Below are 12,616 nucleotides of genomic sequence, written 5' to 3'. Positions count from 1 at the left end.
TCGCGGCCGTCGGGCCGCGCAGCCCTCACAGCCGCTCCGGCCGCCTCACTCGCCGCCGTCGCCGCCCCGCACGATCACCAGGAACGTGTCCGTCGCGAGGTCCATGACGACCTCGGCGGCCAGGCCTTCGAGACGTCGGGCGTGCGCGAACTCCTCCGCGGGCCATGAGCCGCGCGGGCCACCTGCGGGAAAGCGCTCGAGCACGGTTCGCCCGTTCACCATCTCGCACCTCCAGGAAGCGTCGTACCTGTAGGAGTTAACGCCCTGGAGAGGGCAAGCGCCTCGCTCAGTGACCCGACTGAGACCTTGTTGACACCCGTTCAGCGCGGACGGTGAGAGTCCGTTCACCTTGCGACACGAACGGTACATCCGGCGACAATCCTGTCACCTTCTGTGATCACTCCGATCACCGGGCAAGAAATCGTCGTGGGGCTGGTCGAGGAGGCCGTCCGCGGGATCCATGACAGGCAGCCTGAGCGGGCGCCGTCCGGACCGGGTCCGGTTGTCCGCCGGGCCCGCTGACGTGTGGTCAGGCGGCGGCCGGCATCCCCGCCCGTTCCCGGTACCGCTCCAGTTCACCGAGCAGCTCGCGCAGTTGACGGGTGTGCTGCGGGGTGAGGCGGCCGGCGTCGTCGAGGTGGACGGCGCAGGCGGTGGTGGTGTCGACGAGGCGTTCCAGTACGGCGGCGACGGCGTCCGTGCCCTCGGTGTGCCGGGCGAGGGCGGGCAGCTCGGCGGCGGCGAGGGCGATGGCGGTACGGGCCTCGGCGAGGGTGCGGTAGGCCTCGCGGCGCAGCGCCCACCGTTCGGCGCGGTCGTCGGACTCGCTCAGGACGTGCACGAGATAGGCGTGCGCGGCCCTGCCGGCGGCGGCGAGCTGGGCGCGCACCGTGCCGCCCCGCTCCCCCGGCATCGGCAGATGCCCGACGATCAGCACGATCGCGCAGGCCAGCAGGGTCTCGCCGATCCGGCTGACGGAGGCCTGCGGCTCTCCGCCGACCATGATCAGGGCCAGGACGAGGACGGTGACGTCGGCGGTCAGGGCGGCGAAGTTCCGGGTGGCGACGGGAACGAGCGCCCCGCACACCGCCACCAGCGCGATCAGCCCCTCGGGCCGCGGCAGCAGCGCGGCGAACCCGGCGAACACCAGTGCGCCGAGCACGGTCCCGGCGGCCCGGCTCAGCACCCGGGAGGCCAGGGGCCCGAGGTCGGGCTTGACGAGGAAGACGGCTGTGGCGGGCAGCCAGTACCAGTGCTGGTGGTGTCCGTACCAGCGGGTGTGGTGCAGGGCCTGGGCGACGGCGGCACTGGCCCCGAAGCAGAGGGCGACGCGCAGTCCGTACTCCCGGCCGCCGGCGCCGAGCGCGGCCCGCAGGGCGTTCCGGGCGTCGCGCCGCCGGGTCAGCAGCCGGCGCTCGCCGCCCCGGGCCCGGTCGAAGGCGTCGGCGGCGCGCAGCAGGGCCTCGTCGAGGGCGCGCAGGGCGGGTGTGGACCGGCTGGGCGCGGGCAGCGGGCCGGTGCCGGTGTCGCCGCGTACGGCGGCGGCGAGCTGCCGGGGCCCTTCCGCCGCCCGCGCGGGGACGGGCTCCCCGGCCCAGAACAGGGCGGTGGCGGCCTCGGCCAGGGGCAGCGCGGCGGTGAACCGGGCGTGCAGCCGGCGCTCGGCGGCGGAACTGGCGTACCGGCGCAGCCGGGGTCCGGCGAGGGCGTCCTGGGCGTGGTCGAGGGCGGCGGTCAGCGCGGCCCGGCGGGCGGTCGCGGTGTCGCCGCCCACGGCCTCGAGGAGGGCGGCGACGGCGTCGTACACGTCGGCGACCGCCTCCCGCTCGCCGTCGAACCGGAAGTCACCGGTGAGCGAGCCGGGCGTGGGCAGGGCCAGCCGCAGCAGGAGCAGCCAGGCGGCGCCGGCGAGGAAGGCGAGGGCGGCCTGCCAGCCGCTCCCGGTGAGGGCCATGCCGGCGCCGACGGCGGCGGTGACCAGCAGCTGTGTCCCGGCGGCGGAGGCGACGGGCCCGATCGCGCTGACGCATCCGGCGGCCAGTCCGAGCACGGTGAGCAGCAGGGTCAGGGGGACGGCGGACAGCAGCTGCCCGGCGAACGACCCCACGAGCAGCCCGAGGGCTCCGGCGAGCGCCGGGACGCCGAGCCGCTCGACGGAGGCGCGCCGGCTGCCGGGACGGTCGTTGATACCGGCGAGCATCGCGGCGATGGCGGCGAGGACGCCGTGGACGAGGAGGCCGCTGAGCACGCCGGCCAGCAGCAGCGGGCCCGCGGCGAACGCGCCCCGGATCACCGCGCTCCAGGGGACGGGCCCGCGCTGGGTGCGGAAGGCGTGGGCGAGCCAGGGAGGCGGGACGGTGGCGGTCCGGCGGACGGATCCGGCGCGGGCTGCGGGGCGCGACACGGGGCTCCTGTTCATTCGAGGGCGGGGTGGGCCTTCGGACGACGGTGGCCGGGCTGCGGGATGTGCTTCCCACGGTAGGGCGCGTTCCCCCGGGGAACGGACCGCTCACGTTTCAGGCAGGTGAAAGGTGCCGGCGCGGGCGGTTTCTTTATGAACGCAAGTGCGTGCGAGCGAGGTGGGCCCGAGGGCGTAGCCTGCCCCCGGGCCCCGGGATGCCGCCCCGATGCGCACGCCGGACCGCTTGAGAGCCCGGGTCAGATTCATGACGCCGCGTCCTGCCTTTGGACCACCACGCATCGAGCTGCGCGGACTGGACTTGAACCAGCATCTCGGCGTACCGGGGCCCGGGCCCGTTCGTTCCGGCGATCGGCGGCGAATGCTGAGTCTGGAGCGAGAGTCTGAGATTGAATACGGTCCGCCTTCGGCGGCGGCACCGCTCATCACGACAAGCTTCAGCTTCAGCTTGCGCTCCTCGCGCACCCCGGTCACGAGGGACCGGGGAGTCTTCAGGTCATCCCCTTCCGGCCATCAGCCGAACAGGTAGCCGAACACGGCGTCCCCGACCCGCTGGTCGACGACCTCCACACCGTTGGCCTCCTCGCGGGCGAACTTCACGGCCTGCTGCAGCTTCTCGACCCGGTCGAGGAGCTCGTTGACGCGGCGGGCGGGCAGGGCGCCGGAGAACTTCACGGTGGTCCAGTAACCGACCGGCACGTCCTCGTAGTAGACCTCGACCTGCGCCGGATGCTTGTCCGTGGCCTCGGCCTTGACGTGGTTGCGCGGCACCTTCTTGGTACGCAGCGTCCGCACCGGCTCGGTCTTCCACGCGTCGGTGGAGGGGTCCTGCACCCACGACTCGGAGGCGTCGAGCACCGGGAGCCGGCGGACCAGGGTGTTCAGCTCGGCGAGCTGCTTCTCCAGGAACAGCAGGTACGACACCGGCACGTCGGCGACGAGCACCCGCCCCTCGACCCGTACATCGGCGCGGGCCGTGCAGTTGGCCCAGTCCTTCGTGGCGGTCACGTCGAACAGCCGGGTCAGCACGCGCGCGGTCTCGCGCAGCACGTCCTCGGCCTGGACCTGCACCCGCGTGGACTCGGGCGGCAGCTGCTCGCCCTCCTCGTCCTTCGGCTGGTACGTCCGCGCGATGCCGGCCAGCAGCGCGGGCTTGTGCAGGCCCTGGTGAGCGGCCGTCAGGTCCTGCTGCGCCTTGGACTTGACGCCCTTCTCCACCGCGATGATCTGATTGAGTTTCGCCACGCGGAGGACCGTAGCAGCGGCGACGGGGCGTTTCCCACGGATTATCCGCTCAGCGGGTCATCTGCCGATCGATCAGCTCCGCCGCCTCGTCCAGGGCCCGCACCAGCGCCTCCGGCTCCGAGCGCAGGACCACCACCTGATCCGTCCGCCGCATCCCGGCACGCTCCAGCAGCCGCTGATCGGTGGGTGGCCGCCGAGGGCCACGGGGCGGACGGTGGAGAGGGCGGCCAGGCGGTCGGCGGTGGAGTCGAGGAAGGTCCGGTCCGCAGGCGTCGCGATCACCGCCCCGTCGGACCACCGCTGCCTCGGACACCACCATGGGCCGGGTTCTGCCTGCCGCAGGGCTCCTGAAATCAGCGGCAACCTTTCCGGCGTCGGTGACCACTGGACGCCGGTCCAGTTCGCGCGGCACTGACGCGGAGGCTCACCCGGTGCGCCCGGGCCCGGCGGCCGGATATTGGGATGCGGCGACGGGGCGGATGCTCGCATGATCGGGAGGTTGCCCGTCGGCCGTCACAGGAGTCCTCGTGATCCAGCGCGTCACAGCGTCCCGGCTCTTTCCGCCGCCCACCTACTCCCACGCCTCGGTGGTGGAAGCCGGCACCAAGCTGGCGTTCCTCGCCGGGGCCGTACCGCTCGACGCCGACGGGAACGTGGTGGGCGAGGGCGACCCGGTGCGGCAGGCGGAGCAGGTCGTCGCCAACCTGCGGGAGCAACTGCGCGTGGTGGGCAGTGACCTGGAGCATGTGGTCGCGACGGACGTGTACGTCGTGAGCGCTGAGCCGTCGGTGCTGTCCCAGGTGTGGGAGGTGGTCGAGGCATCAGGGCTGAGCGCCGGACCGCACTCGTCGACCCTCCTCGGAGTGGCCTGCCTCGGATACACGGGGCAACTCGTGGAGATCACGGCGACCGCCGTGGTGCCGGAGCGGCCGGAGGAGGGGGCCCGGTGACGGCCGGGGTCGTGATCCGGCGAGCGGCGGCCGCGGACGCCCGTGCCGCCGCCGACGTCTGGCTGCGGTCCTTCGCCGCCGCGCTGCCGACCGTGGTCCGGCCGCGCTCGGACGACGAGGTGCGGGCCTACTTCCGCGACGTCGTGGTGCCGCTGCGGGACACCTGGGTGGCCGAGGCCGACGGTACCGGCATCGTCGGGGTGATGGTGCTCGACCGCGAACTGCTCTCCCAGCTCTACCTCGACCCCGGGTGGCGGGGGCGGGGCCTGGGCGACCGGTTCCTCGCGCTGGCCAAGGAGCGCAGTCCCGGCGGGCTCACGCTGTGGACCTTCCAGGTCAACCGGCCCGCCCACCGGTTCTACGAGCGCCACGGCTTCGCCGCCGTCGCCCGCACGGACGGCAGCGGCAACGAGGAGCGGGAGCCGGACGTACGGTACGAGTGGCGCCCCTGACGCGGGAGCCGGGCGTCACCCCTCCGGCCGCCCCCACGCGCTCGCACGTGTCCGCGCCGACTACCGCTCCGTGGTGCGGCATCCGCTCGGGGAGGACGCCGCCTCACCGGCGGCGAAGGCGAAGCCCCACGTTCCGGGGCCACTACGGCAGACCGGCCGTGTCCGCCGCCGTGCGGAGCACCTCGCGGAGCATCTCGGGGGTGAGGCGGCCGGTGAAGGTGTTGCGCTGGCTGACGTGGAAGCAGCCGAAGACGTCCAGGCCGCCGAGGGCGACCCGGGCGCCGTGGGCGAAGGCGGGGCGCGGGCGGGGCACCGGCCAGCCCGCCTCGTCGAACGCGGGCAGCGCGGCCTGCCAGCCGAAGGCACCGAGCACGACGGCCGCCCTGAGCGTCGGGCGCAGCAGTTTCAGCTCCTGAGTCAGCCAGGGGCGGCAGGTGTCCCGCTCGCCGGGGGTGGGCTTGTTGGCGGGCGGCGCGCAGTGCACGGGGGCGGTGACCCGGACGCCATACAGCTCCAGGCCGTCGCCGGCCCGGACCGAGGTGGGCTGCGAGGCGAGCCCCACGTCGTACAGCGCCTGGTACAGCACGTCCCCGGAGCGGTCGCCGGTGAACATGCGGCCGGTGCGGTTGCCTCCGTGCGCCGCCGGGGCCAACCCGACGATCACCAGCCGCGCGTCGGCCGGCCCGAAGCCGGGCACCGGGCGCCCCCAGTACGTCCAGTCGGCGAACGCGGCCCGCTTGGTCCGGGCCACCTCCTCACGCCACTCGACCAGCCGCGGACACGCCCGGCACCCCGAGACCCGCCGGTCGAGCCGGGCGAGGGCGCTGCTGTGGTCCATACGGGCAGCGTATGCCCCGCCGGAGCGTCACCGTACGGCCTGCCGACCGCAGCGGTGGGAAACGGCATGGCCGGCCGGGCCGCTCGAACGCCGCCCTTCCTGCCCGCAACGGGCTCCGGCAGGAGACGCAGGTGGCGCCCCTGCCGCCCCGGAAAACGCGTCCGGCTCACCCGGCCCGGCGCGTTAAGGTCGGGGCATGGCTTCCGAGGATGCGGACGAGAAGGTGAACCGTGACTCCGGCGGACGGGGCGGAGTGAACCGTGCCCACGGTGCCCGGAACTCCGGGGATGCCGGGCGTGGCACGGACGCCGGGGTTGCCGGGAAGGCCGGAGGTGCCGACCGGCCCACGGGCTCGGGGGTCACCCGAGACCCGGAGGCTGCCCCGGGCTCGGAGGCTGCCCGGGGCTCGGAGGCTGCCCGGGGCTCGGAGGCTGCTCGGGGGGCCGGGGTCGCCAGCGGCTCGGAGGCTCCCGGGGTTGCCGGGGACTCCGCGGGTGACGGCTCTGCCGAAGGGGCCGCGGGTTCCGGAGCCTCCGCCGGCGCCCGGCCGGTCGATCCCGGGATCGCCGCCGCGGTGGCCGCCGCCGAGGCCGCTGGGCCGGGGCCCGGGGAGACCGTGCGGATCGACAGCTGGGTCTGGGCCGTTCGTCTGATCAAGACCCGCTCCCTGGGCGCCGCCGCCTGCCGCGGCGGCCACGTCCACGTCAACGGTGAGCGCGTGAAGCCCGCCTACTCGGTCCGCGTCGGCGACGAGGTGCGCCTCCGGCACGAAGGCCGGGAGCGGATCGTGATCGTCAAGCGTCTGATCCGCAAGCGCGTCGGCGCCCCGGTGGCCGCGCAGTGCTACGTCGACAACTCTCCTCCTCCCCCGCCCCGGGAGGCCGTGGCCCCCGCCGGCCTCCGCGACCGCGGAACCGGCCGCCCCACCAAGCGGGACCGCCGCGAAATGGAACGACTTCGCGGCCTCGGCGGCTTGGCCGGGCTGGGCGGACCGACCGGTCCAGCGGGGTTCGGCGGAACCGGTGGGCCTGGCGGGCCTGGCGGGCCTGGGAAGCCCACGAAACCCGGCAGCCCGGGCGGACCCGGCAAGCGGCCGCGCGGCCGGTGAGCCGATCCGCAACGCACCGGTGCGCTGCCACAGCCTCGGCGGCGACAGCAGGGGCACATCGGTGGCCACCGCCGGCCAGGCCCGCGCGCCCCGGCCGGCGTCACCGGTGCTGACCTGGGCGGTCACGCCCGGCGGCCTGCCCGCTGGAGCAGTCGCAGCAGCTCCGCGTTGTGAGCGCGGCGGGACCAGGCGATCAGGGCGAGCGGCACGATGAGGATCAGCGGGGTCGCGGCGTACTGACCGTCGAAGACGGTGAGCTGGACGATGAAGGCGCCGACCATCAGCGCGCTGAGCGCGGTCGCGGCCACCGACTGCAGGACCGGCACGAGCAGTGCGATTCCCCCGGCCAGTTCCAGCGCGCCGATGGTGTACATGCCCACGCTGCCCCAGCCGATCTTGTCGAACGACTCGACGGCCGACGGGTGCGCGATCAGCTTGGGCAGCGCGCTCGCGATCCCGTAGAAGAGGGCGAGCAGCACCTGCACCGTGCGCAGGGCCGCCCGGGCGAGGCGACGGCGGCCGGTCACCGGTGCGACGGAGGAGGCGGGGCGGGCGGAGGCGACGGGGGCGGTGGTGTCGGACATGAGGTCTCCTGGGTGAAGCGGTCCCGGTTGCTGTCAGGTGGATAGACCCGCGCCGCCTCGAAAAGTCATCGCCGCCGGGAGACGGTCCTCATCCACTACCGCTCGCACCCACGTACCGCTGTCACTCACCTACCGCTCTCCCGCACACACCGCCCTCACCCATGCCCGGACAACGGGCGGCCCCGGCACACCCGTTCCCTCCCGGCCCTGGTTCACGACGAGGCCGTACACCGGGAAGCAGCGCTGCAGGGGGCCGGACGGCCAGTCGGGCTCGGGCAGGTCGGCCCCGCCGGCGATCTCCCCCAGCCCGCGCACGGCTCGGCGACGGCTCCTTCGAGGAACCCGCGCAGTTCCGGGTCGTCGACGACGTGCCGGCCCATGCGAACGAGCTCGTTGATGTCCTCGTGCGGTACCGCGAGGTCGAGCAGTTCCTCGGCCAGTTCGTCGGCATCGGGCAGCACGGGGTGATCCCCTTGGTGAACGTGTGTTCCGAAGAGTACGTTGCAAAGAGGAGCAGTGATCCCGATGCGTACGGGCAATGAGCCGGTCACCGCGCGCAGTCCGCTGCGGGCGCGGTTCTGGCTGAGCATGTGGGGGCTGGTCTGGGCGGTCTTCGGCACAGCGGCCTTCGCGCTCGTCGGACGCCCCGGCTGGGCGGCCGCCTGCGGGGTGCTGGGGCTGGTGGTCACCGCCGACATGATCATGATCGTCAGACACATCCGGCAGGGACCGCACTACCAGCCGGGCCGTAACATCCCCCCGTACCGGCCACCGGACGCCGGCCCGCCGTATCCCCGGCCACCCCGGCACCGCCACCCCTGATCCGGCGGCCGCCACAGCACCACCCCTGATCCGGCGGCCGCCACAGCGCCACCCCTGTCACCACGGCAGCACCCCCGTTCCGCGGCGCCTCGGCAGCCCCCGGCCGTCGCCCGAGGGCGCACGGACCGCCCTCTGAGGCTCCGCGTCGTCACGAGTCGAAGCGGGCCGCCTTCAGGTACTCCGGGTTGGGGTCGAGCGCGGCGGCCAGCCGGAAGTGGCGTCTGGCCTGATCGTGGCGGCCCTGGCGCTCATAGGTGCGGGCGAGCGCGAAGTGCGCGAACGCGTTGTCCGGCTCCCGCTCCAGCACGATGGTGAACTCCAGTTCGGCCGGCCGCAGTTGCGCCGCCGCGAAGAAGGCACGCGCGCGCAGCAGCCGGGCCGCGGTGTTCTCCGGATGGGCGGCGATGACACCGTCGAGCAGCTTCACCGCGCCCCGCGGATCCCGCGCGTTGAGCAGCTGCTCGGCCGCGCGGAAGTCGATGACATGCGTCTCCGGGGTTCGTCCGGTCGGACCGCTGGTCTCGGGCACGGCAAAGTCCTTCCCTCACTGAAGCGGTTCAACGCCCCAGGCCCGGGCCGCTATTCCGCGCCCTGCCCGGCCGGCGTTCCGCTCCGGCTCGGGCCGGTGTCCGCTCCGCCCCCGGGCTGGTGTCGGCGCCGCCTCGGACTGGCGTTCCCCTCCGCCTCCGGCTGGTCTTTCGCGCCGCCCCGGCATGGTGTCCGCACCGCCCCGGGCCGGTGTTCCGCGCCACCCTCCGGCCGGCCGCCGTGCCCGGACCCCGGGGACTACTCCCTCGCCCGGCGCACCAGCTCGTCCCAGACCTCCGTCACGCGCCTGCGCAGCGCGTCCAGCGGCACGTCGTTGTCGATCACGATGTCGGCGATCTCCCGGCGCTGCTCGCGCGTCGCCTGCGCGGCCATGCGCGCGCGTGCGTCCTGCTCGGTCATGCCGCGCAGCCGTACGAGCCGGTCGAGCTGGGTCTCGGGGGCCGCGTCGACGACGATCACCAGGTCGTACAGCGGCGCCAGGCCGTTCTCGGTGAGGAGCGGGACGTCGTGGATCACCACGGCGTCCTCGGCGGCCCTGCTCTCCAGTTCGCGGGAGCGGGCGCCCACCAGGGGATGGACGATCGCGTTGAGGACGGCCAGCTTCTCGGGATCGGCGAAGACGATGGAGCCGAGTGCGGGCCGGTCGAGGCTCCCGTCGGCCGCCAGGACGCCCTCGCCGAAGGCGTCCACCACGGCCGCGAGTCCGGGCGTCCCCGGCGCCACGACCTCGCGGGCGATGCGGTCGGCGTCGATCAGCACAGCCCCGCGCTCCACGAGCAGCCGGGACACCTCGCTCTTGCCGGCGCCGATGCCGCCGGTCAGCCCCACTTTCAGCATGAGCGGAAGCTTAGGCCCTGCCACTGACAGGGCCCCAGCGCGCGTCGGCCGCTAGTTGTCGCCCTCGCGCTCCGCCAGGAAGCGCTCGAACTCGCGACCGATCTCGTCGGCGGAGGGGATGTCGACCGGTTCGGCGAGCATGTTGCCCCGGGTCTCGGAACCCGACGCGGCGTCGTACTGGTGCTCGAGGCCCTGGACGAGGGCGGTCAGTTCCTCGTCGCCCTCCTGGATCTGCCGGTCGATCTCGGTCTGGGTGCGGTGCGCGTCCGTGCGCAGGGAGTGCGCGACCCCCGGCAGTACCAGGCCCGTGGCGGCCGTGACCGCCTCGAGGACGGTCAGCGCCGCATCGGGGTACGGGGAGCGGGCGATGTAGTGCGGGACGTGCGCGGCGACGCCCAGGACGTCGTGCCCCGCCTGCATGAGGCGGTACTCCACCAGCGCCTCGGCGCTGCCGGGCACCTGGGCCTCCTCGAAGGGGCTGCGGTGACCCGGGACCAGGTCGGTCCGGTTGCCGTGCGGGGTGAGGCCCACGGGGCGGGTGTGCGGGACGCCCATGGGGATGCCGTGGAAGTTCACCGCGAGACGGACACCGAGCCGCTCCACGATCTGCTGGACGGCCGCCGCGAACCGCTCCCACTCCACGTCCGGCTCGGGCCCGGACAGCAGCAGGAAGGGGGCGCCGGTGGCGTCCTGGAGGATGCGGACCTCGATGGCGGGCACCTCGTAGTCGGTCCAGCTGTCCCGCTTGAAGGTCAGCAGCGGACGGCGGGCGCGGTAGTCCACCAGCCGGTCGTGGTCGAAGCGTGCGACGACCTGGTGGGGAGTCGAGTTGAGGAGCCGGTCGACGATCTGGTCGCCGGTCTCACCCGCGTCGATGTATCCGTCGAAGTGGTAGAGCATGACAAGGCCGGCCGACTCCTGGGCGAGCGCCATGTCGACCACGGCGAGGCCCTTCGGCTCCCATGCGTACAAACCCTGCGGATCAAGCACTGTGACCGCTCCTCCTCGTGTTCGTTCATCGTCAACACGCCCTGGAGCGAGGGCATTCCCGCGACACGCCGCTGATCAGCGATCTCTTGGCAGGGCATGACGCTCCCAGGGGGCGCGAGGAGCCGCACCACCGGCCGCGACGGCCTCTCAGCGGCAAGGACGACCGCCGCGACGACCGCCACCGGACATGTCTGAGGGGCCGTACCCCGAAAGGTACGGCCCCTCAGAACCTGCTATCGGCTAAGCCTCAGCGGCTGCGCTCAGCTCTGGCCGCCGGCCAGCTTCTCGCGCAGCGCGGCAAGCGCCTCGTCCGAGGCCAGCGCGCCGGAGGTGTCGGCGCCCTCGGAGGAGTACGAACCGCCGGTCGCGGCCGGAGCCGCAGCCTCGCCGCCCTCCGCCGCGGCAGCGGCGTCGGCCTCGCGGGACTTGATGACCTGCTGCTGGTGCTGCTCGAAGCGGCTCTGCGCCTCGGCGTACTGGCGCTCCCACTCCTCGCGCTGCTTCTCGTAGCCCTCGAGCCAGTCGTTGGTCTCGGGGTCGAAGCCCTCGGGGTAGATGTAGTTGCCCTGGTCGTCGTAGGACGCGGCCATGCCGTACAGGGTCGGGTCGAACTCGACCGAGGCCGGGTCGGCACCGAAGGACTCGTTGGCCTGCTTCAGCGAGAGGCTGATGCGACGGCGCTCGAGGTCGATGTCGATGACCTTGACGAAGATCTCGTCGTTGACCTGGACGACCTGCTCCGGGATCTCCACGTGGCGCTCGGCCAGCTCGGAGATGTGGACCAGACCCTCGATGCCCTCGTCCACGCGGACGAACGCACCGAACGGAACCAGCTTCGTGACCTTGCCGGGCACGACCTGGCCGATCTGGTGGGTGCGGGCGAACTGCTGCCACGGGTCTTCCTGGGTCGCCTTCAGCGACAGGGAGACGCGCTCGCGGTCCATGTCGACGTCGAGGACCTCGACGGTGACCTCCTGGCCCACCTCGACGACCTCGGACGGGTGGTCGATGTGCTTCCAGGACAGCTCGGAGACGTGGACCAGACCGTCGACGCCACCCAGGTCCACGAAGGCACCGAAGTTGACGATCGAGGAGACCACACCGGAGCGGACCTGACCCTTCTGGAGGGTCGTGAGGAACGTCTGGCGGACCTCGGACTGGGTCTGCTCCAGCCAGGCACGGCGGGACAGGACCACGTTGTTGCGGTTCTTGTCCAGCTCGATGATCTTCGCCTCGAGCTCCTTGCCGACGTACGGCTGGAGGTCGCGGACACGGCGCATCTCCACCAGGGAGGCCGGGAGGAAGCCGCGGAGGCCGATGTCGAGGATGAGACCACCCTTGACGACCTCGATGACGGTACCGGTGACGATGCCGTCCTCTTCCTTGATCTTCTCGATGGTGCCCCAGGCACGCTCGTACTGGGCGCGCTTCTTCGAGAGGATCAGGCGGCCTTCCTTGTCCTCCTTCTGGAGGACCAGGGCCTCGATCTCGTCGCCGACGGCCACGACCTCGTTCGGGTCGACGTCGTGCTTGATCGAGAGCTCGCGGCTCGGGATGACACCTTCGGTCTTGTAACCGATGTCGAGCAGGACCTCGTCCCGGTCGACCTTCACGATGACGCCGTCGACGATGTCGCCGTCGTTGAAGTACTTGATCGTCTCGTCGATCGCTGCGAGGAAGGCTTCCTCGTTACCGATGTCGTTGACCGCTACCTGCGGGGTGGTGGCGGTGGTCTCGGTGCTGCTCGTCATGTGGGAAAGGGCTCCGGTACGGACATTGAAGTCGTAGGTACTGCTTACGCCGGGAGCCCGTTTCGCTCTGC

General features: G+C 72.9%; 13 protein-coding genes and 1 pseudogene. 4 read left to right on the top strand and 10 right to left on the bottom strand.

Features of this window, described 5'->3' with window-relative positions; translation table 11 throughout:
- Nucleotides 1–45 precede the first annotated feature (45 nt).
- From ACZ404_RS18225 to ACZ404_RS18215, 3 genes are all read right to left on the bottom strand, one after another.
- Nucleotides 46–222, bottom strand: a complete 177-nt coding sequence (locus ACZ404_RS18225) for a hypothetical protein (RefSeq protein ID WP_468440969.1) — start codon at nucleotides 220–222, stop codon at nucleotides 46–48.
- A 307-nt stretch (nucleotides 223–529) separates the two neighbouring features.
- Nucleotides 530–2,404 carry an FUSC family protein gene (locus tag ACZ404_RS18220; RefSeq protein WP_468440967.1) on the bottom strand — a complete coding sequence of 625 codons (1,875 nt, stop codon included), beginning with the start codon at nucleotides 2,402–2,404 and terminating at the stop codon, nucleotides 530–532.
- A gap of 528 nt (nucleotides 2,405–2,932) precedes the next feature.
- Entirely contained in the window at nucleotides 2,933–3,664 is a 732-nt protein-coding gene (locus ACZ404_RS18215; RefSeq protein ID WP_468440965.1) for a DUF7873 family protein, read from the bottom strand.
- Between the two features lie 527 nt (nucleotides 3,665–4,191).
- Between ACZ404_RS18215 and ACZ404_RS18210 the strand changes: the two genes are divergently transcribed.
- Nucleotides 4,192–4,614 (top strand): RidA family protein, encoded by a 423-nt coding sequence (locus ACZ404_RS18210; protein ID WP_468440963.1) that lies wholly within the window; start codon nucleotides 4,192–4,194, stop codon nucleotides 4,612–4,614.
- Entirely contained in the window at nucleotides 4,611–5,066 is a 456-nt protein-coding gene (locus ACZ404_RS18205) for a GNAT family N-acetyltransferase (protein WP_468440961.1), read from the top strand. The genes ACZ404_RS18210 and ACZ404_RS18205 overlap by 4 nt, the downstream gene beginning before the upstream one ends.
- A 142-nt stretch (nucleotides 5,067–5,208) precedes the next feature.
- Here the strand turns inward: ACZ404_RS18205 and ACZ404_RS18200 are convergent, their stop codons facing one another.
- Entirely contained in the window at nucleotides 5,209–5,904 is a 696-nt protein-coding gene (locus ACZ404_RS18200; RefSeq protein ID WP_468440959.1) for a uracil-DNA glycosylase, read from the bottom strand.
- A 562-nt stretch (nucleotides 5,905–6,466) separates the two neighbouring features.
- Between ACZ404_RS18200 and ACZ404_RS18195 the strand changes: the two genes are divergently transcribed.
- Nucleotides 6,467–7,012: an RNA-binding S4 domain-containing protein gene (locus tag ACZ404_RS18195; RefSeq protein WP_468441377.1), complete on the top strand. Its 546-nt coding sequence runs from the start codon at nucleotides 6,467–6,469 to the stop codon at nucleotides 7,010–7,012.
- 122 nt (nucleotides 7,013–7,134) lie between these two features.
- Here ACZ404_RS18195 and ACZ404_RS18190 read toward each other — a convergent pair whose 3' ends face one another.
- Both ACZ404_RS18190 and ACZ404_RS18185 read right to left on the bottom strand, forming a co-directional pair.
- Nucleotides 7,135–7,596, bottom strand: coding sequence for a DoxX family protein (locus tag ACZ404_RS18190; RefSeq protein ID WP_468440957.1), 462 nt, complete (start codon nucleotides 7,594–7,596; stop codon nucleotides 7,135–7,137).
- A 216-nt stretch (nucleotides 7,597–7,812) separates the two neighbouring features.
- A pseudogene (locus ACZ404_RS18185) lies at nucleotides 7,813–8,057 on the bottom strand (acyltransferase domain-containing protein); the annotation flags it as partial.
- Nucleotides 8,058–8,121: 64 nt separating this feature from the next.
- Between ACZ404_RS18185 and ACZ404_RS18180 the strand changes: the two are divergent.
- Nucleotides 8,122–8,418 (top strand): DUF6343 family protein, encoded by a 297-nt coding sequence (locus ACZ404_RS18180; protein ID WP_468440955.1) that lies wholly within the window; start codon nucleotides 8,122–8,124, stop codon nucleotides 8,416–8,418.
- Between the two features lie 148 nt (nucleotides 8,419–8,566).
- Here the strand turns inward: ACZ404_RS18180 and ACZ404_RS18175 are convergent, their stop codons facing one another.
- The 4 genes from ACZ404_RS18175 to rpsA all read right to left on the bottom strand — a co-directional run bounded on the left by ACZ404_RS18175 (nucleotide 8,567) and on the right by rpsA (nucleotide 12,545).
- Entirely contained in the window at nucleotides 8,567–8,947 is a 381-nt protein-coding gene (locus tag ACZ404_RS18175; protein WP_468440953.1) for a tetratricopeptide repeat protein, read from the bottom strand.
- A gap of 257 nt (nucleotides 8,948–9,204) precedes the next feature.
- Nucleotides 9,205–9,804, bottom strand: a complete 600-nt coding sequence (gene coaE / locus ACZ404_RS18170; protein ID WP_468440951.1) for a dephospho-CoA kinase — start codon at nucleotides 9,802–9,804, stop codon at nucleotides 9,205–9,207.
- A gap of 51 nt (nucleotides 9,805–9,855) precedes the next feature.
- Entirely contained in the window at nucleotides 9,856–10,794 is a 939-nt protein-coding gene (locus ACZ404_RS18165; protein WP_468440949.1) for a PAC2 family protein, read from the bottom strand.
- A 260-nt stretch (nucleotides 10,795–11,054) separates the two neighbouring features.
- A complete protein-coding gene (gene rpsA / locus ACZ404_RS18160; RefSeq protein WP_097255253.1) occupies nucleotides 11,055–12,545 on the bottom strand; it encodes a 30S ribosomal protein S1 in 1,491 nt (496 codons plus the stop codon).
- Nucleotides 12,546–12,616: the final 71 nt, after the last annotated feature.

The sequence above is a fragment of the Streptomyces sp. NPDC030798 genome (genome assembly GCF_055572275.1).
The sequence above is the reverse complement of the archived record's forward strand: the minus strand, read 5'-3'. Positions and strand labels throughout refer to the sequence as shown.